The sequence below is a fragment of the Streptomyces sp. NRRL WC-3626 genome (assembly GCF_000718785.1).
In the GTDB taxonomy this organism is placed as follows: Bacteria; Actinomycetota; Actinomycetes; order Streptomycetales; family Streptomycetaceae; genus Streptomyces; species Streptomyces edwardsiae.
Genome location: NZ_JOCA01000009.1, coordinates 61,711 through 85,030, shown reverse-complemented (window position 1 = coordinate 85,030; position 23,320 = coordinate 61,711). Strand labels below are relative to the sequence as shown.

The following is a 23,320-nucleotide window of genomic DNA, read 5'->3' as shown; positions in this document are numbered from 1 at the left end:
GCGTGACGCATCGCACCACCGGCGCCGACCTGCGGTTCTTGACCCCCGGGGCACTGTGACGGCATCCGTTGTCAGTGCCCGCCGTTAGATTCTCCGTGTGCCCGCCCCCCTCACCGATCCCGATCAGCTCAAGGAACTCCTCGGGATCCCGTTCACCCCGGAGCAGACGGCCTGCATCATCGCGCCGCCCGCCCCGCAGGTGATCGTGGCCGGAGCCGGGTCGGGCAAGACCACGGTGATGGCGGCACGCGTGGTCTGGCTCGTCGGCACCGGTCAGGTCGCCCCCGAGCAGGTACTCGGCCTCACCTTCACCAACAAGGCCGCCGGTGAACTCGCCGAACGCGTCCGCAAGGCACTGATCAAGGCCGGCGTCACCGACCCCGACGCCATCGACCCGGACAACCCCCCGGGCGAGCCGGTGATCTCCACGTACCACGCCTTCGCCGGCCGTCTCCTGACCGACCACGGCCTGCGCATCGGCCTCGAACCGACCTCCCGCCTTCTCGCCGACGCCACCCGCTACCAGCTCGCCGCGCGGGTGCTCCGCGAGGCACCCGGCCTCTATCCGGCGCTCACCCGCTCCTTCCCCGACCTGGTCGGCGACCTCCTCACCCTCGACTCCGAGCTGTCCGAACACCTCGTACGGCCCGAGGACCTGCGCGCCCACGACGCCGAACTGCTGCACACCCTGGAACACACCAGGCTCACCAACGCCGACCTGCGCAAGGTCCCCGACGCGGCCGCCGCCCGGCGCGAGCTCGCCGACCTCGTGCTGCGCTACCGGACCGCCAAACGCGAACGCGACCTGCTCGACTTCGGCGACCAGATCGCCCTGTCCGCCCGGCTCGCCGCCCTCCCCGAGGTGGGCCGCGTCCTGCGCGACGAGTTCCGTGTGGTCCTCCTCGACGAGTACCAGGACACCTCCGTCGCCCAGCGCGTCCTGCTGGCCGGACTGTTCGGCGGCGGCACCGGACACCCCGTGACCGCCGTCGGCGACCCCTGCCAGGCGATCTACGGCTGGCGCGGCGCCTCCGTCGCCAACCTCGACGACTTCCCCGAGCACTTCGCCCGCGCCGACGGCCGGCCCGCCACCCGGCAGTCCCTCAGCGAGAACCGCCGCAGCGGCGGCCGCCTCCTCGACCTCGCCAACGGCCTCGCCGAACCGCTGCGCGCCATGCACGCGGGCGTGGAGGCCCTCCGCCCGGCCCCCGGCGCCGAACGCGACGGCACCGTGCGCTGCGCCCTGCTGCCCACCCACGCGGAGGAGATCGACTGGATCGCCGACTCCGTCGCCCACCTGGTGAACACCGGCAAGGCACCCGGCGAGATCGCCGTGCTGTGCCGCACGGCCGGCGACTTCGCCGAGATCCAGGGCGCCCTCGTCGCCCGGGACGTCCCCGTTGAGGTCGTCGGCCTGTCCGGGCTGCTGCACCTGCCCGAGATCGCCGACCTCGTCGCCGTCTGCGAGGTCCTCCAGGACCCCGGCGCCAACGCCTCCCTCGTCCGCCTGCTGACCGGTCCGCGCTGGCGCATCGGCCCCCGCGACCTCGCCCTGCTGGGACGGCGCGCACGGCTGCTCGTCTCCCACGCGCGCGTCGACGGCGACGACCCCGACCGGCGGCTCGCCGAGGCCGTCGAGGGCACCGACCCGGCCGAGGTGATCTCCCTCGCCGACGCCCTCGACACCTTCCTGGGAGTCTCCCTCGACGGCCCCGGCGACGACGGACTGCCCTTCTCACCGGACGCGCGCGTGCGCTTCGCCCGCCTCGCCACCGAACTGCGCGACCTGCGCCTCTCCCTGTCCGGCCCCCTCATGGACGTCCTGCACCGCGTCCTCGCCGTCACCGGCCTGGAGGTCGAGCTCTCCGCCTCCCCCCACGCCCTCGCCGCCCGCCGCCGCGAAACGCTCTCCAACTTCCTCGACGTCGCCGCCTCCTTCGCCGCGGGCGACGGCGAGGCCACCCTCCTGGCCTTCCTCGGCTTCCTGCGCACCGCCGCCCAGTACGAGAAGGGCCTCGACAACGCGCTGCCCGGCGGCGAGAACACCGTCAAGGTCCTCACCGCGCACAAGTCCAAGGGCCTCGAATGGGACGTCGTCGCCGTCCCCGGACTGGTCACCGGCACCTTCCCCAGCAGCCAGGGACGCGAGAAGTGGACCGCGCAGGGCAAGGTGCTGCCGCACGCGCTGCGCGGCGACGCCGACACCCTGCCCGACGTCGAATCGTGGGACTCCCGGGGCCTGAAGGCCTTCCACGAGGCCATGAAGGACCACCAGCACACCGAGGAACTCCGCCTCGGCTACGTCACCTTCACCCGCCCCCGCACCCTGCTCCTCGGCTCCGGCCACTGGTGGGGCCCCAGCCAGAAGAAGCCGCGCGGCCCCTCCGATTTCCTCCACGCCCTCTACGAGCACTGCGCCGCCGGACACGGCGAGATCGAGGCGTGGGCGGACGAGCCCGCCGAGGGCGAGGAGAACCCCGCCCTGCACCGGGCCGGCGACGACCAGGTGTGGCCCCTGCCCCTCGACGCCGCCGCCCTCACCCGCCGCCGCGCGGCCGCCGACACCGTCCTCGCCCACCTCGACCGCATCGCCGCCCACCCGGACGGCCCCGCCACGGCCGTACACGACCCCGACACCTACGAGGACCCGGACTGGCCGCCACCGCCCGACGACGAGGACCCCCTCCCCGGGGAGGACGACCCCTTCGCCGGCCCGGACGACTGGGACTCCTGGACCGCCGACCGCCCCGCCGTTCCCCACCAGGCGACCGCCCCGGAAGCCGCCACGCGCGCCCCCGCGGCGGAGGCGGAACCGGCCCACCCGCCGCGCCCCCGGCTCACCCCCGAGGAGGCCCGCACCGTCGCCTCCTGGGACCGCGACCTCGACGCCCTCACCGGAGAACTGCTGCGCACACGCGAGAGCGTCACCGAGGTCGCGCTGCCCGCCTCCCTGACCGCCTCCCAGCTGCTCCGCCTGGCCGCCGACCCCGACGGCTTCGCCCAGGAACTGGCCCGCCCCATGCCCCGCCCGCCCCAGCCGGCCGCGCGCCGCGGCACCCGGTTCCACGCCTGGGTCGAAGCCCGCTTCGAGGCACTGACCCTCCCCATGCTCGACCCGGACGACCTGCCCGGCAGCGACGCCGAGATCGCCGACGAACGCGACCTGGAAGCCCTCAAGGAGGCCTTCGAACGCACCGAGTACGCCCACCGCACCCCCCACCGCGTGGAAGCGCCCTTCCAGCTGACGCTCGCCGGCCGTGTCGTCCGCGGCCGCATCGACGCCGTCTACAAGGAGGACGACGGGGACACGACGACGTACGAGATCGTCGACTGGAAGACCGGCCGGGGCCGCGACGCCGACCCGCTCCAGCTCGCCGTCTACCGGCTCGCGTGGGCCGAACAGCAGGGCGTCCCCCCGCAGAGCGTCAGGGCCGCGTTCCTGTACGTACGCACGGGCGAGGTCGTCCGGCACGACGCCCTGCCCGGCCGCGCCGAGCTGGAACGGCTGATCCTCGAAGAGCCGTCCGGTGAGATACCGCACTCCGAGGACACCCGCGCGGGCCGATAGGCTCGAGGACATGAGCCAGCCCGTTGACACTGCCGTCAGCGCCGTCCGTACGTACATCGCACAGCACCGCGTCGCCTTCCTCGACGACCTCACCGAGTGGCTGCGCATCCCGTCCGTCTCGGCCCAGCCCGACCACGCGCCCGACGTGCGCCGCAGCGCCGACTGGCTCGCCGCGAAACTCGAGGAGACCGGCTTCCCCACCGTCGAGGTCTGGCCCACCCCCGGCGCCCCGGCCGTCTACGCCGAGTGGCCCTCCGACGACCCCGCAGCACCCACCGTGCTGGTCTACGGCCACCACGACGTGCAGCCCGCCGCCCGCGAGGACGGCTGGGACAGCGAGCCCTTCGCCCCCGTCGTCCGCGACGGCCGCCTCTACGCGCGCGGCGCCGCCGACGACAAGGGCCAGGTGTTCTTCCACACCCTCGGCGTCCGCGCCCACCTCGCCGCCACCGGCCGCACCGCCCCGGCCGTCCATCTGAAACTGCTGATCGAGGGCGAGGAGGAGTCCGGCTCCCCGCACTTCCGCGCCCTCGTCGAACAGCACGTGGACCGGCTCACCGCCGACGCCGTGATCGTCTCCGACACCGGCATGTGGTCCGAGGACACCCCCACCGTGTGCACCGGCATGCGCGGCCTCGCCGAGTGCGAGATCCGGCTGTACGGCCCCGACCAGGACATCCACTCCGGGTCCTTCGGCGGCGCGGTGCCCAACCCGGCCACCGCCGTCGCCCGCCTCGTCGCCGCCCTGCACGACGAGCACGCGCGCGTGGCGATCCCCGGCTTCTACGACGGTGTCGTCGAGCTCACCGGCCGCGAACGCGAACTCTTCGCCGAGCTGCCCTTCGACGAGGAGCGCTGGCTGCGCACCGCCAAGTCCCACGGCACGCGGGGCGAAGCCGGCTACAGCACCCTGGAGCGCGTCTGGGCCCGCCCCACCGCCGAGGTCAACGGCATCGGCGGCGGCTACCAGGGACCCGGCAGCAAGACGATCATCCCGTCCTCCGCCATGGTGAAGCTGTCCTTCCGCCTGGTCGCCGGCCAGGACCCCGAACACGTACGCAAGGCCGTCGGCGACTGGGTTCCCGCACAGCTTCCCGACGGCATCCGCCACGAGATCACCTTCAGCCCGGCCACGCGCCCCTGCCTGACCCCACTGGACCACCCGGCCCTGCGGTCCGTGGTCCGCGCGATGGGCCGCGCCTTCGGCACCCCCGTCCGCTTCACCCGCGAGGGCGGCTCCGGACCGGCCGCCGACCTCCAGGACGTCCTCGGCGCACCGGTCCTGTTCCTCGGCATCTCCGTCCCGTCCGACGGCTGGCACGCCCCGAACGAGAAGGTCGACCTGGACCTGCTCCTCAAAGGCGTCGAGACCAGCGCGTACCTGTGGGGCGACCTCGCCGAGCACTGGCGGCACGCCCCCTGATCTCCCGCGCCGCCCGAACCGGAGCCCCGCGCGGGGCACACTGGAAGAGCCCCGCCACCGCGCGGGCCCCGGTGCCCCCGCCGTCCGTACCGCCGAACCAATCCCATCCACCGGGGGAGTTGGAAGCACCTGTGACCACCTGGACCGACCACACCGCCGACCGACCCATCTCGCTCACCCTCCCGAGCGGCATCGACCGCGCCGCCCACCACCGGCTCGACGAGGCATGGCTCGCGGCGGCGTGGAGCCACCCCTCGACGCGCTGCTTCGTGGTCTCCGGCGGCCAGGTCCTCATCGACGAGACCGCGGACGGGCGTACCGAACTCGTCATGACGCCGTCCTTCGAGGCCCCGCTCACCGAGGCCCACCGCTACTTCCTGGGCAACGACGAGGACGGCGTCAGCTACTTCGCCCTCCAGAAGGACTCCCTGCCCGGCCGCATGGACGACTCCGCCCGCCCGGCGGGCCTGCGCGAGGCCGGACTGCTCCTGTCGCCGCGCGAGGCCGGCCTGATGGTGCACGCGGTCGCCCTGGAGAACTGGCAGCGGCTGCACCGTTTCTGCTCCCGCTGCGGCGAGCGCACCGTCATCGCCGCCGCCGGCCACATCCGCCGCTGCCCCGCCTGCGGTGCCGAGCACTACCCGCGCACCGACCCCGCGGTGATCATGGCCGTCGTCGACGACCAGGACCGCATCCTGCTCGGCCGCCAGATGCACTGGCCCGAGGGCCGCTTCTCCACGCTCGCCGGATTCGTCGAGCCGGGCGAGTCCATCGAGCAGTCGGTGCGCCGCGAGGTCCACGAGGAGGTCGGCATCGGCATCGGCGAGGTCGAGTACATCGCCAGCCAGCCCTGGCCCTTCCCCTCCAGCCTCATGCTGGGCTTCACCGCCCGCGCCACCTCGACCGAGATCAACGTCGACGGCGACGAGATCCACGAGGCCCGCTGGTTCTCCCGCGACGCGCTCGGCGCCGCCTTCGAGTCCGGCGAGGTCCTGCCGCCGTACGGCATCTCCATCGCGGCCCGTCTGATCGAACGCTGGTACGGCAAGGAACTGCCGACCCGCAGCGCCTTCTGAACCCGGGCACGACAGAGCGGGGTGGCCCCCTCCCGATGAGGATGAGGGGGCCACCCCGCTCCGTGCGAACCGCTCAGACGCCGACCTTCTGCTTCACCTGCGCCAGTGACGGGTTGGTGAGCGTCGAACCGTCGGGGAAGAGGACGGTGGGCACCGTCTGGTTTCCGCCGTTCGCCTTCTCCACGAAGGCCGCGGACTCCGGGTCCTGCTCGATGTTGATCTCGGTGTACGCGATGCCCTCACGGTCCATCTGGCTCTTCAGCCGACGGCAGTAACCGCACCACGTGGTGCTGTACATCGTCACAGTGCCCTGCATGCCTCTCGCGCTCCTTCGGCGGCTCGGGGAAGTCCTCGGTGCTCAGAGAACGTACTTGAAAGCGCAGACATTCCCACCGGGCGCCCCACGGCTCCCGCGTGACGGCCGCCGCGTCGGTCCGTGTGATGCCCGCCGCGTCGACTCGCGTGATGCCCGCCGCATCAGTACGACTGCGAGGGCCTCCCTGTGGACAACCGGCTCACCCGACTCCGGCGACCTGGCAGCATGGCTGTGTGACAGCAGCAACGCACTCCACCCTCTTCCCACAGGTACCGGACTCGGCCGACGCGGTGCTCGACGGGCTCGACCCCGAGCAGCGCGCCGTGGCCACCGCCCTGCAGGGCCCGGTGTGCGTGCTGGCCGGCGCCGGTACGGGCAAGACCCGGGCGATCACCCACCGGATCGCCTACGGCGTACGCGCCGGGATCCTCCAGCCGTCCAGCGTCCTCGCCGTCACCTTCACCAACCGCGCCGCCGGGGAGATGCGTGGCCGGCTGCGGCAGCTCGGCGCGGTGGGGGTCCAGGCCCGTACCTTCCACTCGGCGGCGCTGCGCCAGCTCCAGTACTTCTGGCCGAAGGCGATCGGCGGTTCCCTGCCCCGGCTCGTCGACCGGAAGATACAACTGGTCGCCGACGCGGCCGCGGCCTGCCGCATCCGGCTCGACCGGGGAGAGCTGCGGGACGTCACCGCGGAGATCGAATGGTCCAAGGTCACTCAGACCGTCCCGGGCGACTACGCGGCAGCCGCGGCCAAGGCCGGCCGGGACGTTCCCCGCGACCCCGCCGAGATCGCCCAGCTGTACTCCGCCTACGAGGAGCTCAAGCGGGAGCGCGTCGTCATCGACTTCGAGGACGTGCTGCTCCTGACCGTCGCCGTCCTGCAGGACCGCCGCGACATCGCCGAGCAGGTCCGCGCCCAGTACCAGCACTTCGTCGTCGACGAGTACCAGGACGTCAGCCCGCTCCAGCAGCGCCTGCTGGAGCTGTGGCTCGGCGAGCGGGAGAACCTGTGCGTGGTCGGCGACGCCAGCCAGACGATCTACTCGTTCACGGGCGCAACCCCCGACCATCTGCTCGACTTCCGCATGCGCCATCCCGGGGCCACCGTCGTCAAGCTGGTCCGCGACTACCGCTCCACCCCGCAGGTCGTCCACCTGGCGAACGGCCTGCTCGCCCAGGCCCGCGGCCGCGCCGCCGACCACCGGCTGGAACTCGTCTCGCAGCGTGCCGCGGGGACCGAGCCGGTCTTCACCGAGTACCCCGACGAGCCCGCCGAGGCGGAGGGTGCCGCCCGCCGTATCCGTGAGCTGATCGACGCGGGGGTCCCGGCGAGCGAGATCGCCGTCCTGTTCCGGACGAACGGCCAGTCCGAGACCTATGAGCAGGCCCTCGCCGATGCCGGGGTGCCCTACCAGCTGCGCGGCGCCGAACGGTTCTTCGACCGTCCCGAGGTGCGCAAGGCCGGTATCGCCCTGCGCGGCGCGGCCCGCTTCGGCGGCAACGACGCGCTCCTCGACGACGCCCCCGACCTGCCCTCCCAGGTGCGTGCCGTGCTCTCCGGCGAGGGCTGGACGCCGCAGCCGCCGGCCGGTTCGGGAGCGGTCCGCGAGCGCTGGGAGTCACTGGCCGCGCTGGTGCACCTCGCCCAGGACTTCGCCGCCGCGCGACCGGGCGTGACCCTCGCCGACCTCGTCGCCGAACTCGACGAGCGGGCCGGCGCCCAGCACGCCCCGACGGTGCAGGGCGTCACCCTCGCCTCCCTGCACTCGGCCAAGGGACTGGAGTGGGACGTCGTCTTCCTGGTCGGCGTCGCCGAGGGCATGATGCCGATCACCTACGCAAAGACCGACGAACAGATAGAGGAGGAGCGCCGCCTCCTCTATGTCGGTGTCACCCGCGCTCGTGAGCGTCTCCATCTCTCCTGGGCGCTCTCCCGCTCACCCGGCAGCCGGCCGAACCGCCGGCCCAGCCGCTTCCTCGACGGACTGCGCCCCGGCTCCAGCGGTGCCGCGGGCCGTGGCGGCACGTCCGGCGCGGGAGGTGTGGAGCGCGGCTCGGCCGCGACGGCGTCCGCCCCGGTGGCCCCGGGCCCGCGGCGCAGACAGCGCAGTCCCGCCCGCTGCCGGGTGTGCGGCCGCACGCTGACCGACGCGGGCGAGATGAAGCTGATGCGCTGCGAGGACTGCCCCTCCGACATGGACGAGGGTCTGTACGAGCGGCTCCGGGACTGGCGCGCCGGACAGGCGGAGCGCAGCGGGCAGCCGGCCTTCTGCGTCTTCACCGACAAGACGCTGATGGCCATCGCGGAGACGGTCCCCGACGAGGAGCACGCGCTGGCCAGGATCCCCGGGGTGGGGATGCGCAAGCTGGGCCGCTACGGGGCCGATGTTCTGGCCATCTGCGCAGGTCGCGACCTCGACGAGGACCGAGGCCTGAACTGATCCGAACTCGTCGGAAAAATAGTTTGCGCATGCCCCGGCAATCCCCATAGGTTCTTAGGCACGGGGACAGCGGCCTTCTCCGAGGCCCTGATTCCGTGTTGTACTTGCATATCCGCGGATCGGTTCACACCGGTCCCCTAGACGCCGAGAGGAGGCGAGTCCAGTGATCAGCATCAACAGCAGCTCCGTCGTCAAACTGACCGATCGCTCGGCCGTCTCCGCGTGCATGCTCGGCGCCTCGAACCAGGGCACCGGTCTGTCCGGCATCCGTGCCGCGCACCTGGTGTCCTCCCTCGCTCCCGCGGCTCCTGCCGTCCGTGAGCGCGATGAGCGACCGACCAAGGCACTGGAAGCGGTAGTGGCACAGGCGAAGGCCTATGCCTTTGCGGCAGCCGGTGCCGGATTCCGGAAGCAGACGACGCAGCACCACCTGATGTGGGCCTTCCGTGGGCCAGAACCCTGGAGTGATCCAGCCTGATTCGATCAGGCCGGCGCCTTCAGGGCCGCGGAACCCCACCCGGGATCCGCGGCCCTTCTGTTTTCCCCGAACGGGGAGAGCGAAGCGCCTCGGGGCAAGAAAGAACCCGGTACCAGCCGCCACCCGGCCAACAGGCCGGAACGACCAGACGAGGAAGACGAACCGTGCAACTCGAAGCGCACGTCCCGTCCGTACCGCCTTCCGACACGATCCCCAAGCCCTGCTCCACGGAGGACCCGACCTTGACTCCGCTCACGGCGCTCACCGCGCTCGACGACGCCATCGAGAACCTCGGCGTACCCGTCCCGTGCCGTTCCTACGACCCGGAGGTCTTCTTCGCCGAGTCGCCGGCGGACGTCGAGTACGCCAAGTCCCTCTGCCGCACCTGCCCGCTGATCGAGGCCTGCCTCGCCGGCGCCAAGGAGCGGCGTGAGCCCTGGGGCGTCTGGGGTGGCGAGCTGTTCGTCCAGGGCATCGTCGTCGCCCGGAAGCGGCCGCGTGGCCGCCCGCGCAAGAACCCGGTCACGGCATGAACACCCCCGGAACGATCGACCGACCCTTCACGCACGACCCCCAGAAGCAGGCCCCGATGATGCCGTCCGCCCACGAGCCCGCAGGCTCCGCGACCGAAGACTTCACCACCAGTGGTGCGAACGACTCGCGCCAGAACAGGACCCGAGAGATGCAACTCATCCCAGAAGCCCTGGCCCGTGCGCATATGCACGAGCGACTGCGAGAGGCGCAGCGGGAGCGCCAGGCCGCCAGCCTGGTGACCGCTCGCCGGATGCAGCGCCGGGCAGAGCGCGCCTCCCGGCGCGCCCGCCGCGCGCTCGCCATGGCGGTCATGCAGTAACCGATCCGAAGCGACGGCCTCCCCATCCGGAGGCCCCGCCCTGCTCGCGGGGGGCCGGTCCGTTCACACGGGCCGGCCCCCGCGGTGCGTGGTGCGGGCGGGCCGCCGGGAACGGCGTTATCGTCGCCGGGTGACGAGTCATCACGGTGACAGCGGCGACGACGGCACCATGGCGGAGCCGGAGCCGCTGGTGTGTGCCCGCTGCGGCACCCGCGCCGAAGGACCGCAGCCGACCTGGACCTTCTCCGTGGAGAACGGCGCCGCCCGGCACTACTGCGAGCCGTGCTCGCGCGACAACCTGCGGGCGATCGAGGGCCGCCTGGACGCGCGGTGGTGGTAGCGGCGACGGCCGGTACCCGGGGTGTCCGCCGGGCGTGTCACGCCTGCGCCGCCGGCTCCTCCTCCACCGGTTCCTCCGGGACGAAGCCCGGCAGCCACTCCTCCAGTTCGGCCCGCAGCCGCACCGTCGCACCCAGCTGACAGAGCACGCCGATCGTGCTCAGGGTCACCCGGTGGATCAGCAGATAGGCCGGGGGGAGGTTGAGCTGCTTGGCCAGCTGGGAGGCGGGGGAGCGCGGGTCGGCTATCCGGGTCGCCTGACTCCGCATCCAGCTTCGGGTGAAGGTGAACTCGTCGGCCGCGGCGGGCTCGATGATCGGCAGCAGATAGTCGAGGACGGAGTCGGGGTCCAGCTCGATCGACTCCTTGACGAAGCCCTCGGCGCAGAGCATCTCGTAGACGGCCTCGGCCTCGCCGTCCAGAGTCATCCGCAGGGCCTCGCCGATCGGTTCGGGAAGTCCGCCGGGGAGCCGGTCGACCGTGCCGAAGTCCAGTACGCCCAGCCGCCAGTCGTCCTCGCCCTCCGGACCGCCCGGCAGCAGACGGAAGTTGCCGGGGTGCGGGTCGGCGTGCAGCAGACCGGTGCGGGCGGGGCCGGAGAACAGGAAGCGGGCCAGGAGCTGGCCGGCCCGGTCGCGCTGCGCCTCGGTGCCGTCCGAGATGATCTCCGACAGCGGTATGCCGTCCATCCACTCGGTGACCAGCACCTGCTCGCACTGGTGGACCACGCCCGGCACGACCACGTCGGGGTCCTCGGTGAACTCCTCGGCGTGGGCCCGCTGGGCCTGGGCCTCGAGACCGTAGTCCAGTTCCTCGGAGACCCGGTCCTTGAGCTCCGCGATCAGCGGTTTGACGTCCATGCCCGGAATGAGCGGACCCAGCAGACGGGCGAAGCGGCTCAGCTGGTTCAGGTCGGACAGCAGGGCCTCGCCCGCGCCCGGATACTGCACCTTGACCGCCACCTCGCGGCCGTCGTGCCACACACCCCGGTGCACCTGGCCGATCGAGGCCGCGGCGGACGGTTTGTCCTCGAACTCCAGGAACAGCTCCTGCCAGTCCTCGCCCAGCCGCTCCCGGAGCACCCCGTGCACCGTACGGGTCGGCATCGGCGGGGCCGCCTCCTGGAGCTTGGTCAGCGCCGCGCGGTAGGGGCCGGCGATCTCCTCCGGCAGGGCCGACTCGAACACGGACAGGGCCTGGCCGAACTTCATCGCGCCGCCCTTGAGCTCGCCGAGCACCTTGAAGAGCTGCTCGGCGGTCCGCTGCTGGAGCTCGCGGCCGACCAGCTCCGCGGACTCGCCCACGATCCGCTTGCCGAGACCCCAGGTCGCCCGCCCGGCGAAGCCGAGCGGGAGCGCGGCCAGCTTGGCGGTCCGGGTGACCGCCTTCCGGGGAAGATCAGACATGCGCCCTCCAAGTCCCTGCCGGCCGCTTCGCGTCCGCCTTGCGGCGCCACTCGTCCGACGGCCCGTGCACGGCCATTGTCTCGTGCGACGGCTCCTCTCCGGGGGTGTGTTCTCCCTTACGTTTTTCCGGATCCCCCAGGGCGGCCCCGCACGGACACTCCGCATGCGGCCGGACCGGCCGCGTCCGCCACTCCAGCCCGGGGACGGCGGCCTCCCAGCGTGCGCCGGCGCTGGACGGAAGCCGGCCGTCGAGGAACATGAGCGCGTGGGCGGCCGCCAGTCCGGCCACCGTCGTGGCCAGCGTCAGATCGCAGGCACCCACCCGGCGCTGCCGGCCGGAGCGCCACTGAGCCACCAGCCGCGGCCAGGCCGGGTCCCGGTCGGTGCGGTCCTGCTGGAGGCAGCCCGCGCAGCCCGTCTCCCCGGGCAGGACCAGCGGGCCCACCACACCGGTCCCCTCCACGACACCGGCGTAGAGATGAGGAGTGCCCGAGGACAGCAGGGTCTGGGCGGACGCCGGGTCGGGCGCGTGCACGGCGACGTCGTCCCGCGGGGCGAGCACCACCAGGGAGAAGCCGGGGTCGCCCTCGTCCAGCGGGGACCGGCCGGTACGGCGAGGCGGCCGGTCCGGAGCGGCGCGGCGCGCGGTCCGGCGTGCCGCCTCGTCCCTGCGGTCGCCGACGGACTCGGCGGGCAGCCCGCCCGGCGCCACGTCCCACGGTTCGACCCGCCCGACGTCCCGCACGTCGACCTCGCCCACCCCGGCCCCCGACAGCAGCGCCGCGAGCGCGGCGCCCACCCTGCCCGCACCCCTCACCTGCACACGCATGCTGCGGCGCGCCGCCAGCAGGCGGAGCGGATCGCCGGGTTCGGAGGTGGTCAGGGAGAGCGACGCCAGGTCCGGACGGAGCCGGTCGAGCACCTCGGTCCTCTCGCGCAGCGCCTCCGCGGCCGGCCCGCCGCCGCGGGAGTCGTCGAGCAGCCCGGCCCGCGACAGCCGGCGCACCAGCCGGTCGACGTGCCCCTCGGACAGATCCATGCGCCGGGCCTCCTCCCGCAGGAGCTCCCGGCCGCGCGTGCCGTTGAGCAGGTCGAGGAAGCTGCCCGTCGCCGTGTCCATCGGGCCCAGCGTCAACGCGTGTGCCGGCGTCATCCCGAACTGCACGGTGTTGAGATCACGCCAGCCGCGCCGCAGCGCGGGCTTGACCATCGGATGCATGACAGAACCCCCGTATGTCCTGGAACGTCCCCGTCGAGCGGGCGAGTCCGTCGCGGCTCACCCGACGCATGCCAGCATGCCGGGACCCGCCGAAGGCTGCCGAAAGTTGTCCACAGGGAGTGGGACTCATCGTACAAATCCGGCGCCCGGAGGGGGTATCGCCGGAGAACCGTCCAGGAGCCAAGACTTCCCCGTGTCCAGCGGGTACGGTCGGTGCGTGCCCGCCGACCCACTGCACCGCGCCGGAAAGTCACAGCGCAGCACGACGAGCCAGCCGACGAACGGCTCACGGGCGAGCGCGATCGAGGTCCGCAGGAGCACCCGCCGCCGCAGAACGGTCTCCGCGTACCGCGAGGGCGATCGCACCGTCGTGCTCATCCCCGCCCGGATGTCCGAGGCGGAGGAGCAGCGCTGGGTGACCGTCATGCTCGACAAGCTGGCCGCCCAGGAGAGCAAGCGGGCACTCGGCGACACCGAGCTGGCCGAGCGCGCCCGGCGGCTGTCCGGCCAGTACTTCGACGGGCGGGCCAGACCCGCCTCGGTGCGCTGGGTGACGAACCAGAACACCCGCTGGGGCTCGTGCACCCCGTCCGAGGGGAGCATCCGGCTGTCGCACCGGCTGCAGGGCATGCCGGAGTACGTCGTCGACTACGTCCTCTGCCATGAGCTGGCGCATCTGCTGGTACCCGGGCACGGCCCGCGTTTCTGGCGGCTGCTCGAGGCGTATCCCAGGACCGAGCGGGCCCGCGGCTATCTCGAGGGAGTGGTCGCGGCGGAGCGGCTGCCGCATGTTCCCGGCGCGCGCGACGTGTGAGCCACCGCCCGAGGTGAGCGCGGCGCGGGCCCGCCATTGCGTTGTGTACCGGGTCTGTACCGACTTCATCCGGTGTCGGAGTTTGCGGTTAGCCTGGCGCGACGCACTCACATTCGGGATGGGGGACGGTCGTACGTATGGCCAGGGAATTCCAACGCGGCCACAAGGCCAGGATCAGTGACCTGACGGCAGGGACGGATCTGTACGTAGGTGTGCAGATCTCCGGCCCGGGGCTGACCTTCGACATCAGCTGCTTCGGTCTCGACGCCGACGAACGGCTCTCGGACGACCGGTACTTCATCTTCTACAACCAGCCGAAGTCCCCCGAGGAGTCCGTTCAGCTCCTGGGTGCGCAGGCGGGCGACACCGAGTCCTTCCGCGTGACGCTCGACCGGATCCCGCAGCAGATCAGGAAGCTGTCCTTCACGGCGACCCTCGACGGTGCCGGCCAGATGTCGCAGGTGGGCCCCGGTTACATCCGTATCGTCGCGGGTGGCGAGGAAGTGGCCCGGTATCCGTTCAGCGGCTCGGAGTTCTCCACCGAGCGGGCCGTGATGCTGGGTGACTTCTACTTCAAGGACGTCTGGCGGTTCGCCGCCGTCGGACAGGGTTTCGACGGCGGGCTCGACGCGCTGCTGAAGAACTTCGGCGGCGAGGTGGCCGAGGACGAGCCGGCCGCCGCCCCACCGCAGCAGCCGGCGGCCGGCGGTGCCGCGCCCGGTTTCGCGCCGCCCGCCCAGGCCGCCGCACCGCCCGCGTTCGGAGCGCCCGGCGGTGGCCCGGCACCCGTGCCCGCTCCCGCGCCGCCGGCTCCCGTGCCCCAGCCCGCCGCACCGGGCTTCACGCCGCCGCCGGCCCCCGCACCGGCCGCGCCGCCGGTGCACACCGCGCCGACCATCGTCGCCCCACTGCACACCCCGCCCGGCGGATCCCCCGTACCTCCCCCGGCGCCGGCACCCGCTCCCTTCGGCCAGCCGGGCCAGCAGCCGCCGTACGGCCAGCCCGCCCCGCCGCCGGGCTACGGACAGCCGCCGGCCCCGCAGGCACCGCCCGGCTACGGCCAGCCGGCACCCCCTCCGGGCTACGGACACCAGCCGCCGCCCGGACAGCCGCCCGCCCCGCAGGCCCCCTACGGGGCACCGCAGGGCGCTCCCCACGGTGCTCCGCAGGGCGCACCGCAGGGCCCCGGTGTCCTCGGCGCGCTCCAGCAGTTCAAGGAGACGCCCACCGGCCAGCGCTGGACGCAGCAGAACAAGAAACTCGTCCGCGCGGACCTCGGCATCGGCGGGCAGCCCGTGCTCGCCCGGCAGGGCAGCATGGTGCTCTACCAGGGCAAGGTCGACTTCAGCTACAAGGGCGCCGGTTTCTCCGGCCGCATCGTCGGCAACGCCACCGGCCAGGAGATGCAGCTGATGCGCTGCACCGGCCAGGGCCAGGTGTTCTTCGCCGAGAACTCCACGATGCTGCACCCGATCGAGCTTCAGGGCGACGCCGTCTGCGTCTCCGCCGAGAACGTGCTCGCCTTCGACGAGGGCCTCCAGTACGAGGTCCGCCGTATCGAGGGGCACGGCATCCCGGGCGGCGCGCTGTTCACGATGCAGTTCCAGGGCACCGGCACCATCGTCGTGAAGACCCACGGCGTGCCCGTGGTGCTGCCGGTCACACCGACGACGTTCGCCGACTGCAACGCCGTGGTCGCCTGGTCCGCCGCCTCCCAGGTGGTCGTCTCCAGCCAGGTGCGGATGCGCCGCAACTCCTACCCCGGTGACACGGGGGAGAGCGTGAACCTGCAGTTCCGGGGCGCACCCGGGAACTTCATCGTCGTCCAGCCGTACGAGATCTGAGGGAGCCCGTCATGAACCAGCCACTCGCGGGCTTCGCTCCCGCACCCGTCACCGCCCGCATGGAGAACCACGGCAATCACATGCTGAAGGTCGCCATGCAGACCGGCAACGACCTCCTCGCGCGGGTGGGGTCGATGGTCGCCTACGAAGGGTTCGTCCAGTACGAGCCCAACCCGCCCGCCGTGCGCCAGATCGCCAAGGACTGGCTCACCGGTGAGGGCGCGCCCCTGATGAAGTGCTCCGGCGACGGTCTGCTGTACCTCGCCGACTACGGCGCCAACGTCGTCGTGATCAACCTCAACGGCGACGGCATCTCCGTCAACGCCACCAATCTGCTCGCCTTCGACGCCCATCTCACATGGGGCGTGGAGCGGGTCAAGGGCCTGGCGAAGTTCGCCGGACAGGGCCTGTGGAACACCAAGATCTCCGGGCAGGGCTGGGTCGCGCTGACCTCGCGCGGCAAGCCGATCGTCGTCGACTGCGGAGGAGGCGACGACGAGACGTACGTCGATCCGGACGCCCTCGTCGCCTGGTCCCCGAACCTCAAGGTGAAGGGCAAGCGCAGCTTCCGGGCACAGTCGCTGATCGGCCGCGGCAGCGGGGAGGCCTACCAGATGGCCTTCTCCGGCCAGGGCATCGTCGTCGTCCAGCCCAGTGAGGACAGCACCGACCGTCTCCGGGTCCGGGGCTGAGGGGGAGCAACCACACCATGCAGAGCCCGCTTTTCGCGTACAACGACCAGCAGTCCCAGGACCGCTGGAGTCTGCAGAACCAGCAGATGCTCCGTGTCGCCCTGGAGGGTCACGACGACATCCTCGCCCGCAAGGGCGCCATGGTCGCCTATCAGGGACTCGTCGAGTTCGACGCCGAGTACCAGAGCAACAGCGCCTCACGCGCGCGTGCGCACACCGGTGAGGGACTCGACCTGATGCGCTGCCACGGGCAGGGCACCGTCTATCTCGCCAACCTCGCCCAGCGCATCCACGTCATGGAGGTGGAGCAGGACGGGCTGACGGTCGACAGCAGCTATGTGCTCGCGATGGACTCCTCACTGCACCACGAGGTCATCGCCGTCGACAGCCTGTACGGCATCTCCGGCTCCGGGAAGTACCAGCTCAACATCACCGGCCAGGGCAGGGTCGCGCTGATGACCTCCGGTATGCCGCTGCTGATGCAGGTGACGCCGGACAAGTACGTCAACTGCGACGCGGACGCGATCGTCGCCTGGTCCACATCCCTGCGCGTGCAGATGCAGGCGCAGACCCACTCCTCCGGGGTGTGGCGGCGCCGCGGCAGCACCGGCGAGGGCTGGGAGCTCAGCTTCATGGGCACCGGCTTCGCGCTGGTGCAGCCCAGCGAGCTGCTGCCGCCGCAGAACGCCCAGATCGGCTCCGGCCTCTCCGCCCAGTACGGCATGGGACAACAGGGGGCCCGCGGCCAGAACCAGGGCAACGTCTGGAGCTGAGTCCACGGGTAAGGGGCGGCCGCAATGGCGGCCGCCCCTTACCCGTGTCTCAGACGCCCAGTCTCGTCCGGGTCGCTTCGACCAGACGGGTGACCGAGGTGTCGGCCACGTCCGCCACCTCGTCGTACGGGAACCAGCGCAGGTCGAGGGACTCCTCGCTGATCGCCTCGGTGGCCCCGGAGGGGGCCAGCGCCGCGTACTGGACGTCCAGGTGCCAGGCACACGGCGTGTGATGACGGTCCAGCCGCACCGGGCCCCCGGGCGCCAACGTCAGTCCGGTGATGCCGGACTCCTCCGTCGCCTCCCGCAGGGCCGCCGCCTCGAGCGAGACGTCGCCCGGCTCACAGTGCCCGCCCATCTGGAGCCACATGCGCAGCTTCCGGTGCAGGGTCAGCAGCACCCGGCCCCGCTCGGGGTCGATCACCAGGCCGCTCGCCGTGATGTGACCGTCCGTACAGGCCTTCCACATGCCGTCCGGATGCGCCGCGAGGTGGTCCAGATAGGTCTGGCGCAGGTCGGGCTGATCCTCGTACCGCTTGAGCACGAGGACCGCGTCGTCGTGAAGGGTCACTCGGTGTCGTCGCCCTTGCTCTTGTCCTCGCCGTCGTCCTTCTTCCTGAGGTCGGGCGTGCCGCCGGCGGCCTCGCCGAGCATCTTGTCCAGCTCGGAGAAGTCGATCTGCTCGCGGTGCACGAAACCGTCCGGGTCGTCCAGGTCGGTCGCCGTCGGCAGCATGTCCGGGTGCGCCCACAGCGCGTCCCGGCCGTCGACCCCGCGCGCGTCGGTGAGCGACGCCCACAGCCGCGAGGCGTCGCGCAGCCGGCGCGGGCGCAGCTCCAGACCGATCAGCGTGGCGAACGTCTGCTCCGCCGGACCGCCCGAGGCGCGGCGGCGGCGCAGCGTCTCGCGCAGCGCGTCCGCCGACGACAGCCGCGGCTTGGCGGCGGCGTGCACCACCGCGTCCACCCAGCCCTCGACGAGCGCCAGCGCCGTCTCCAGACGGGCCAGGGCCGCCTTCTGCTCCGGCGTGTCCTCCGGCTGGAACATGCCTTGCTGAAGGGCCTCCTGCAGCTGCTCGGGGTTCTGCGGGTCGAACTGCCCGACGACGTCCTCGAGCTTGCCGGTGTCGACCTTGATCCCGCGCGCGTAGCCGTCCACGGCGCCGAACAGATGCGAGCGCAGCCACGGCACGTGGGCGAAAAGACGCTGGTGGGCGGCCTCGCGCAAGGCGATGTACAGCCGCACCTCCTCCTGGGGGACGCCCAGGTCCTTGCCGAACGTCTCGATGTTCAGCGGCAGCAGCGCGGCCTTGCCGGCGGGACCGAGCGGAAGGCCGATGTCGGACGAGCCGACGACCTCACCGGCGAGAACGCCGACGGCCTGCCCGATCTGCGTGCCGAACATGGCGCCGCCCATGGAGCGCATCATGCCGATCAGCGGGCCGGCCATGGCCTGCATCTCCTCCGGCAGGACATCGCCCATCGCGTTCCCGACGCGCTCGGCGACCGGGTCGACCAGTTCGCGCCAGGCGGGCAGGGTCGCCTCGACCCACTCCGCGCGGCTCCAGGCCACGGAGGAGTGGGCGCCCGACGGCAGCGAGGTCGCGTCGTCCAGCCACAGATCGGCCAGACGGACCGCTTCCTCCACGGCCTTGCGGTCGGAGGCCCCGACGCTCGCGTCCTTCGACCCGTCCGCGGTGCCCTGCGCGACGGTCTGCCGCGCGATCTGCTTGGCCATGTCCCAGTTCACCGGCCCGCCCTCGTACGAGAGCATCTGGCCGAGCTGCTGGAACGCCGCGCCCAGGTCGGTGGGGTTCAGCGACCCGAACATCGCCGCGAACGGATTGTCCGCGCCCGGGCCGCCAAATCCTCCTGCTCCGGACATGCCGAAGCCGAACGGGTTGGCCGGGCCCTGACCACCACCGCTCTGCGGGTCCTTCTTCTTGCCCTCGTCGCCGTCGTCCGGCTCCTCCGGCGGAAGGCCGAATCCGAATGGGGTGTCACTCACGGGTTTCCTCGGCTGGTAGGGCCACCGGTTCTTTCCGGCGGCACGGCTGCCCGACAACACCACCCAGCGTAGACACCTGAAGCGGTTCGGGCCTCGGTGCTTCGCCGACAGATCGCCTGCGGCAGGATGGATGCCACCTGGTACGTACGCGTCGCTTGCGCCCGTACTGAAGACAACCACTGGAGACGCCCGGTGAGTTCCCCAGATCCACAGGTTCGCGCAGCGCGAAACAACTCAACCAGTGCCGCCCCGCGCGGGCCCGTCGTCGCGGTCACCGGAGCCGCTTCCGGCGTCGGCGCCCTGCTCACCGCGCGGCTCGCCGCCTCGGAGGAGATCAAGCAGGTCATCGCCATCGACGAGCGGCGCGGCGAGTGCGACGACGCGCGCTGGCACATCCTGGACGTACGGGATCCGGCGATCGCGGACAAGCTGCGCGGGGCCGACGTCGTGGTCCACCTCGCGCTCGACCTCGACCTTGAGACCGACGCGGCCGCCCGGACGGCCTACAACGTACGGGGCACCCAGACGGTGCTGACGGCCGCCGCGGCCGCCGGGGTGCACCGCGTGGTGCTGTGCACCTCGACGATGGTCTACGGGGCCCTGCCGGACAACGAGCTGCCGCTGTCCGAGGACGCGGAACTGCGGGCCACGGCGGAGGCCACGGGTGTCGGAGACCTCCTGGAGATCGAGCGCCTCGCGCGCCGGGCACCCAGGGCACACCCCGGCCTCAATGTCACCGTCGTACGCCCAGCCCTGCTGGTCGGCGGCACCGACACCGCGCTGACCAGGTACTTCGAGTCCCCCCGGCTGCTCGTGGTGGCCGGGTCGCGGCCCGCGTGGCAGTTCTGCCACGTCGACGACCTGTGCAGCGCCCTCGAGTACACCGTGCTGGAGAAGGCCGACGGCGAGCTGGCCGTCGGCTGCGACGGCTGGCTCGAGCAGGAGGAGGTCGAGGAGCTCACCGGCATCCGGCGGATGGAGCTGCCGTCGGCGGTCGCGCTCGGCGCGGCGGCCCGCCTGCACCGGATCGGGCTCACCCCGTCCCCGGCCGGGGACCTGGCGTACACGATGTACCCCTGGGTGGTGAGCGGCAGCAGGCTGCACGACGCCGGGTGGCGGCCCGCGCACACCAACGAGGAGGTGCTCGCCCAGCTCCTCGAGGAGGTGTCCGGCCGGCACACGGTCGCCGGACGGCGGCTGGGACGCAAGGACGCGACGGCGGCGGGCGCCGCGGGAGCGACGGTCGCCCTGCTGGGCGCGGCGGCGGTGGTACGCCGGGCCCGGAAGGCACGCCGCCGCATCTGAGACGCCACGGCGGCACCACGCGTGTGCCGGTCGCCCTACCGCCCATGGCGTCCGGCGGACGCGCACGCGTGTGTGCCGGGTCTGTTCCGGGTCGCCCCCGGGGTGGGGCACGATGGGGGCATGGCATCCACGCACGATCACCCCGGTGAGCAGGCCGCGCAGGACCCGATCAAGCTGATCGCGATCCGCGACACACCGCTGTCCGTGGACGAGGTGCTGCGCGCGGTCGGCGACGACGCGGCGGGCGGGACGGCGCTGTTCGTGGGGACCGTTCGCAACCACGACGGGGGCGCCGACGTCGACGAGCTCGGCTATTCGTGCCACCCCAGCGCCGAGGACCGGATGCGGCGGATCGCCGAGAAGGTCGCCGCCGATCACCCCGTCCGCGCGCTGGCCGCCGTGCACCGTGTGGGCGACCTCAGGGTCGGGGACCTCGCGGTCGTCGTCGGCGTGTCGTGTCCGCACCGGGGGGAGGCCTTCGAGGCCTGCCGGAAGCTGATCGACGACCTCAAGCACGAGGTGCCGATCTGGAAGCACCAGAGGTTCTCGGACGGCACAGAGGAGTGGGTCGGCGCGTAGCGCCGTCGTTCGGGGGTGGTGGTCGGGCGACGGGAGGGCGGGTCGGCGCCTGCTGAGGCGCGCCCAGGGCTCCGGTTGCGTAACCCCACCCCGGGCGTGAGCGTTGTCACTGCGGATGGTTAATCTGCTGATCAGTCAGTTGCGGACGCTCATGGGGTTGGGAGGTCGGCATGGCAGCGCTTGCCTGGTTGCTGATTCCGCTTGTGGCCGCGATCGGAGCGGGGCTGTGGGGCAGTTGGGCCAATCGCACGCGCAAGGTGCGCGGCGACGGCCCGGAGGTCATCGGTTACGCCCGCTTCCGCGAGGCCATGGAAAAGCCGCGCTCAGGTAGCTGAAAGCCGTAGAACAGCAGGTCACGGCGTACAGAGCGAGCAGGGCCGCCCGTCCGGGCGGCCCTGACGGTGTGCTGACAGGTCTGTCCCGTACTGTCGATACATGCCACGCCGCACCGCGACGATGCTCGCCTCCACCTTGATGCTGATCGCGCTCCTGTGTGCGGGAGTGTTCTTCCCGGTGCCCTACTCGGAGATGTCGCCGGGCCCGACGGTGAACACGCTGGGCGAGCACGACGGCGAGCCGGTGCTGCAGATCGACGGGCGCAAGACCTATCCGACGGACGGCCATCTCAACATGACCACGGTGCGGGTCACCGGCGCCGACTACCGGATGAACCTCGTCGAGGCCGTCTACGGCTGGCTCGCGCACGACAACAAGGTCGTGCCGCACGAGACCCTCTATCCCGACGGCAAGACGGAGGAGCAGTCCACCCAGGAGAACGCCGAGGAGTTCAGCCAGTCGCAGGAGAGTGCCAAGGTCGCGGCGCTGAAGCAGCTCGACGTCCCGGTGAAGTCCTGGGTGATCGTCGCCACGGTCGTCAAGGGGTCCCCGTCCGAGGGCAGGCTGCACGCGGGCGACGTGATCAAGACCGTCGACGGCAAGACGGTGAAGGAGCCGGCCGACGTCGCCGAGCTGGTCACCGAGCACAAGCCGGGCGAGGACGTCGTCTTCACGATCGTGCCGGCCAAGGAGCAGGCCGCCGCCGAGAAGGCGAACCGGGAGCCGACGAAGACCGAGAAGGTCACGATCACCACCACGGACTCCGACGACGGCGGCGAGAAGCGCGCGATCGTCGGCATCTCCGCCGGGACCGACCACACCTTCCCGTTCAGCATCGACATCAAGCTGGCGGACGTCGGCGGGCCGAGCGCGGGACTGATGTTCGCGCTCGGCATCTACGACAAGCTCACCCCCGGCAGCCTCACCGGCGGCAAGTTCGTCGCCGGCACCGGCACCATCGACGACGACGGCAAGGTCGGGCCGATCGGCGGGATCGAGATGAAGACCGTCGGCGCGCGCAGCAAGGGCGCCCAGTACTTCCTCACGCCCGCCGACAACTGCGCGTCCGCCGCCCAGGACACCCCCGACGGGCTGACCCTGGTGAAGGTGGACACCATCGACGACGCCCTGGGCGCCCTGGAGGATATCCGCTCCGGGGACACCGCGGACCTGCCGAAGTGCGCGGTGTCCTGACCGGCCTCGCTACTCCTCGAACGTCGCGGTGAGCGCCTGGGCCAGGCCCGGCACCAGGTCGGAGCCGGTGAGGACCTCCGTGGGGGAGTCCTTTTCACGCAGCCGCAGCGCCGACTCGCGGGTTCCGTCGCGCAGCACCGCGACCGTCATCCGGACCTCCTGGCGCTCCGGGTGCCGCGCCACCCACTTCGTCAGCGCGGCCTCGTCCAGGTCCTTCGGGACCTGGGCCTCGGCCGACGGAGGCAGCATCAGCCGCTCCACGGCCAGGGCGCAGCCGGTCACCGAGCCGGGCCAGGCGATGGTGCCCAGGAACTCGTCGAGCGGCTTGCCCGTTGGAACCTCGTCCTGCTCGATCGGGGTGAGAGCGGTTGTCTCCTGTTCGTCGCCCAGACCGAGCCGGTCCGCGAGCGAGGGCTGTTCTGCCCGCAGCCGGGCGGTGTCGACGAGGGCGAAGAGGCGGGCGGGCTGGTCCCAGCCGAGGCCGGAGACGTACTCGTCGATCTCGAGCACGGCCCGGGTGAGCGGGTTGGCCGCCATGGGTGTGTTGGACATGGTCACAATCCTCTCTCGTTCCTCACCGGAATCGGGAACCGAGTAAAGCGTGAGTAAGTTGCATAGGTGTGGGCCCTCGAACACAGGGGCCCGCACACGGTCCGT

General features: G+C 72.0%; 22 protein-coding genes. 16 read left to right on the top strand and 6 right to left on the bottom strand.

Features of this window, described 5'->3' with window-relative positions; genetic code table 11:
• Positions 1-97 precede the first annotated feature (97 nt).
• The 3 genes from IF28_RS0116160 (at position 98) to nudC (ending at position 6,067) form a co-directional block, all read left to right on the top strand.
• Positions 98-3,568, top strand: a complete 3,471-nt coding sequence (locus IF28_RS0116160) for an ATP-dependent helicase (protein ID WP_030220022.1) — start codon at positions 98-100, stop codon at positions 3,566-3,568.
• Between the two features lie 10 nt (positions 3,569-3,578).
• Positions 3,579-4,991: a dipeptidase gene (locus IF28_RS0116155; RefSeq protein ID WP_030220021.1), complete on the top strand. Its 1,413-nt coding sequence runs from the start codon at positions 3,579-3,581 to the stop codon at positions 4,989-4,991.
• Between the two features lie 131 nt (positions 4,992-5,122).
• The gene (gene nudC, locus IF28_RS0116150) at positions 5,123-6,067 is read left to right on the top strand and encodes an NAD(+) diphosphatase (RefSeq protein ID WP_030220020.1); all 945 of its coding nucleotides are present in this window, start codon (positions 5,123-5,125) and stop codon (positions 6,065-6,067) included.
• Positions 6,068-6,140: 73 nt separating this feature from the next.
• Here nudC and IF28_RS0116145 read toward each other — a convergent pair whose 3' ends face one another.
• Positions 6,141-6,383 (bottom strand): mycoredoxin, encoded by a 243-nt coding sequence (locus IF28_RS0116145; protein ID WP_005312266.1) that lies wholly within the window; start codon positions 6,381-6,383, stop codon positions 6,141-6,143.
• A gap of 125 nt (positions 6,384-6,508) precedes the next feature.
• On the opposite strand from IF28_RS0116145, the gene IF28_RS0116140 reads away from it, so the two are divergent.
• From IF28_RS0116140 to IF28_RS0116120, 5 genes are all read left to right on the top strand, one after another.
• Entirely contained in the window at positions 6,509-8,824 is a 2,316-nt protein-coding gene (locus IF28_RS0116140) for an ATP-dependent DNA helicase UvrD2 (RefSeq protein WP_030220019.1), read from the top strand.
• A 163-nt stretch (positions 8,825-8,987) separates the two neighbouring features.
• A complete protein-coding gene (locus tag IF28_RS0116135) occupies positions 8,988-9,302 on the top strand; it encodes a hypothetical protein (protein WP_030220017.1) in 315 nt (104 codons plus the stop codon).
• A gap of 164 nt (positions 9,303-9,466) precedes the next feature.
• A complete protein-coding gene (locus IF28_RS0116130) occupies positions 9,467-9,835 on the top strand; it encodes a WhiB family transcriptional regulator (protein WP_030220015.1) in 369 nt (122 codons plus the stop codon).
• Positions 9,832-10,155: a hypothetical protein gene (locus IF28_RS0116125; protein ID WP_030220013.1), complete on the top strand. Its 324-nt coding sequence runs from the start codon at positions 9,832-9,834 to the stop codon at positions 10,153-10,155. Before IF28_RS0116130 ends, IF28_RS0116125 begins: the two co-directional genes overlap by 4 nt.
• A 130-nt stretch (positions 10,156-10,285) precedes the next feature.
• Positions 10,286-10,495, top strand: coding sequence for a hypothetical protein (locus IF28_RS0116120; protein ID WP_030220011.1), 210 nt, complete (start codon positions 10,286-10,288; stop codon positions 10,493-10,495).
• 37 nt (positions 10,496-10,532) lie between these two features.
• Here IF28_RS0116120 and IF28_RS0116115 read toward each other — a convergent pair whose 3' ends face one another.
• Together IF28_RS0116115 and IF28_RS0116110 are read right to left on the bottom strand one after the other, a co-directional pair.
• Positions 10,533-11,900, bottom strand: a complete 1,368-nt coding sequence (locus tag IF28_RS0116115) for an ABC1 kinase family protein (protein ID WP_030220008.1) — start codon at positions 11,898-11,900, stop codon at positions 10,533-10,535.
• Positions 11,893-13,119 (bottom strand): TOMM precursor leader peptide-binding protein, encoded by a 1,227-nt coding sequence (locus IF28_RS0116110; RefSeq protein WP_030220004.1) that lies wholly within the window; start codon positions 13,117-13,119, stop codon positions 11,893-11,895. Before IF28_RS0116110 ends, IF28_RS0116115 begins: the two co-directional genes overlap by 8 nt.
• A 217-nt stretch (positions 13,120-13,336) precedes the next feature.
• Here IF28_RS0116110 and IF28_RS0116105 point away from each other — a divergent pair, with 217 nt between their 5' ends.
• From IF28_RS0116105 to IF28_RS0116090, 4 genes are all read left to right on the top strand, one after another.
• The gene (locus IF28_RS0116105; RefSeq protein WP_030220002.1) at positions 13,337-13,933 is read left to right on the top strand and encodes a M48 family metallopeptidase; all 597 of its coding nucleotides are present in this window, start codon (positions 13,337-13,339) and stop codon (positions 13,931-13,933) included.
• 137 nt (positions 13,934-14,070) lie between these two features.
• Complete coding sequence (locus IF28_RS0116100; protein ID WP_030219999.1) at positions 14,071-15,777, top strand: TerD family protein; 1,707 nt, start codon at positions 14,071-14,073, stop codon at positions 15,775-15,777.
• Between the two features lie 11 nt (positions 15,778-15,788).
• Complete coding sequence (locus IF28_RS0116095; RefSeq protein WP_030219997.1) at positions 15,789-16,469, top strand: AIM24 family protein; 681 nt, start codon at positions 15,789-15,791, stop codon at positions 16,467-16,469.
• 17 nt (positions 16,470-16,486) lie between these two features.
• Positions 16,487-17,242 (top strand): AIM24 family protein, encoded by a 756-nt coding sequence (locus tag IF28_RS0116090; RefSeq protein WP_030219994.1) that lies wholly within the window; start codon positions 16,487-16,489, stop codon positions 17,240-17,242.
• A 49-nt stretch (positions 17,243-17,291) separates the two neighbouring features.
• On the opposite strand, the gene IF28_RS0116085 is transcribed toward IF28_RS0116090, so the two are convergent.
• Both IF28_RS0116085 and IF28_RS0116080 read right to left on the bottom strand, forming a co-directional pair.
• Entirely contained in the window at positions 17,292-17,813 is a 522-nt protein-coding gene (locus IF28_RS0116085; RefSeq protein WP_030219992.1) for an NUDIX hydrolase, read from the bottom strand.
• Entirely contained in the window at positions 17,810-19,249 is a 1,440-nt protein-coding gene (locus IF28_RS0116080; RefSeq protein WP_030219990.1) for a zinc-dependent metalloprotease, read from the bottom strand. Before IF28_RS0116080 ends, IF28_RS0116085 begins: the two co-directional genes overlap by 4 nt.
• A gap of 192 nt (positions 19,250-19,441) precedes the next feature.
• On the opposite strand from IF28_RS0116080, the gene IF28_RS0116075 reads away from it, so the two are divergent.
• The 4 genes from IF28_RS0116075 to IF28_RS0116065 all read left to right on the top strand — a co-directional run bounded on the left by IF28_RS0116075 (position 19,442) and on the right by IF28_RS0116065 (position 22,663).
• Positions 19,442-20,554, top strand: coding sequence for an SDR family oxidoreductase (locus IF28_RS0116075; protein WP_030219988.1), 1,113 nt, complete (start codon positions 19,442-19,444; stop codon positions 20,552-20,554).
• 120 nt (positions 20,555-20,674) lie between these two features.
• Complete coding sequence (locus IF28_RS0116070) at positions 20,675-21,133, top strand: molybdenum cofactor biosynthesis protein MoaE (RefSeq protein WP_030219985.1); 459 nt, start codon at positions 20,675-20,677, stop codon at positions 21,131-21,133.
• A 170-nt stretch (positions 21,134-21,303) separates the two neighbouring features.
• A complete protein-coding gene (locus tag IF28_RS39450) occupies positions 21,304-21,468 on the top strand; it encodes a hypothetical protein (protein WP_199808999.1) in 165 nt (54 codons plus the stop codon).
• A 100-nt stretch (positions 21,469-21,568) separates the two neighbouring features.
• On the top strand, positions 21,569-22,663 hold the full coding sequence (locus IF28_RS0116065; protein WP_030219982.1) for a PDZ domain-containing protein: 1,095 nt from the start codon (positions 21,569-21,571) through the stop codon (positions 22,661-22,663).
• 9 nt (positions 22,664-22,672) lie between these two features.
• Here IF28_RS0116065 and IF28_RS0116060 read toward each other — a convergent pair whose 3' ends face one another.
• Positions 22,673-23,215, bottom strand: a complete 543-nt coding sequence (locus IF28_RS0116060; RefSeq protein WP_030219979.1) for a PPA1309 family protein — start codon at positions 23,213-23,215, stop codon at positions 22,673-22,675.
• Positions 23,216-23,320 lie beyond the last annotated feature (105 nt).

Bases quoted from the DNA above. Each gene is read 5' to 3' on its own strand.
- IF28_RS0116090 (WP_030219994.1), top strand. From the start codon at position 16,487: ATGCAGAGCCCGCTTTTCGCGTACAACGACCAGCAGTCCCAGGACCGC.
- IF28_RS0116115 (WP_030220008.1), bottom strand. From the start codon at position 11,900: ATGTCTGATCTTCCCCGGAAGGCGGTCACCCGGACCGCCAAGCTGGCC.
- IF28_RS39450 (WP_199808999.1), top strand. From the start codon at position 21,304: ATGGCAGCGCTTGCCTGGTTGCTGATTCCGCTTGTGGCCGCGATCGGA.
- IF28_RS0116095 (WP_030219997.1), top strand. From the start codon at position 15,789: ATGAACCAGCCACTCGCGGGCTTCGCTCCCGCACCCGTCACCGCCCGC.
- IF28_RS0116065 (WP_030219982.1), top strand. From the start codon at position 21,569: ATGCCACGCCGCACCGCGACGATGCTCGCCTCCACCTTGATGCTGATC.
- IF28_RS0116155 (WP_030220021.1), top strand. From the start codon at position 3,579: ATGAGCCAGCCCGTTGACACTGCCGTCAGCGCCGTCCGTACGTACATC.
- IF28_RS0116060 (WP_030219979.1), bottom strand. From the start codon at position 23,215: ATGTCCAACACACCCATGGCGGCCAACCCGCTCACCCGGGCCGTGCTC.
- IF28_RS0116110 (WP_030220004.1), bottom strand. From the start codon at position 13,119: ATGCATCCGATGGTCAAGCCCGCGCTGCGGCGCGGCTGGCGTGATCTC.
- IF28_RS0116125 (WP_030220013.1), top strand. From the start codon at position 9,832: ATGAACACCCCCGGAACGATCGACCGACCCTTCACGCACGACCCCCAG.
- IF28_RS0116145 (WP_005312266.1), bottom strand. From the start codon at position 6,383: ATGCAGGGCACTGTGACGATGTACAGCACCACGTGGTGCGGTTACTGC.
- IF28_RS0116140 (WP_030220019.1), top strand. From the start codon at position 6,509: ATGCCCGCCGCGTCGACTCGCGTGATGCCCGCCGCATCAGTACGACTG.
- IF28_RS0116070 (WP_030219985.1), top strand. From the start codon at position 20,675: ATGGCATCCACGCACGATCACCCCGGTGAGCAGGCCGCGCAGGACCCG.
- IF28_RS0116100 (WP_030219999.1), top strand. From the start codon at position 14,071: ATGGCCAGGGAATTCCAACGCGGCCACAAGGCCAGGATCAGTGACCTG.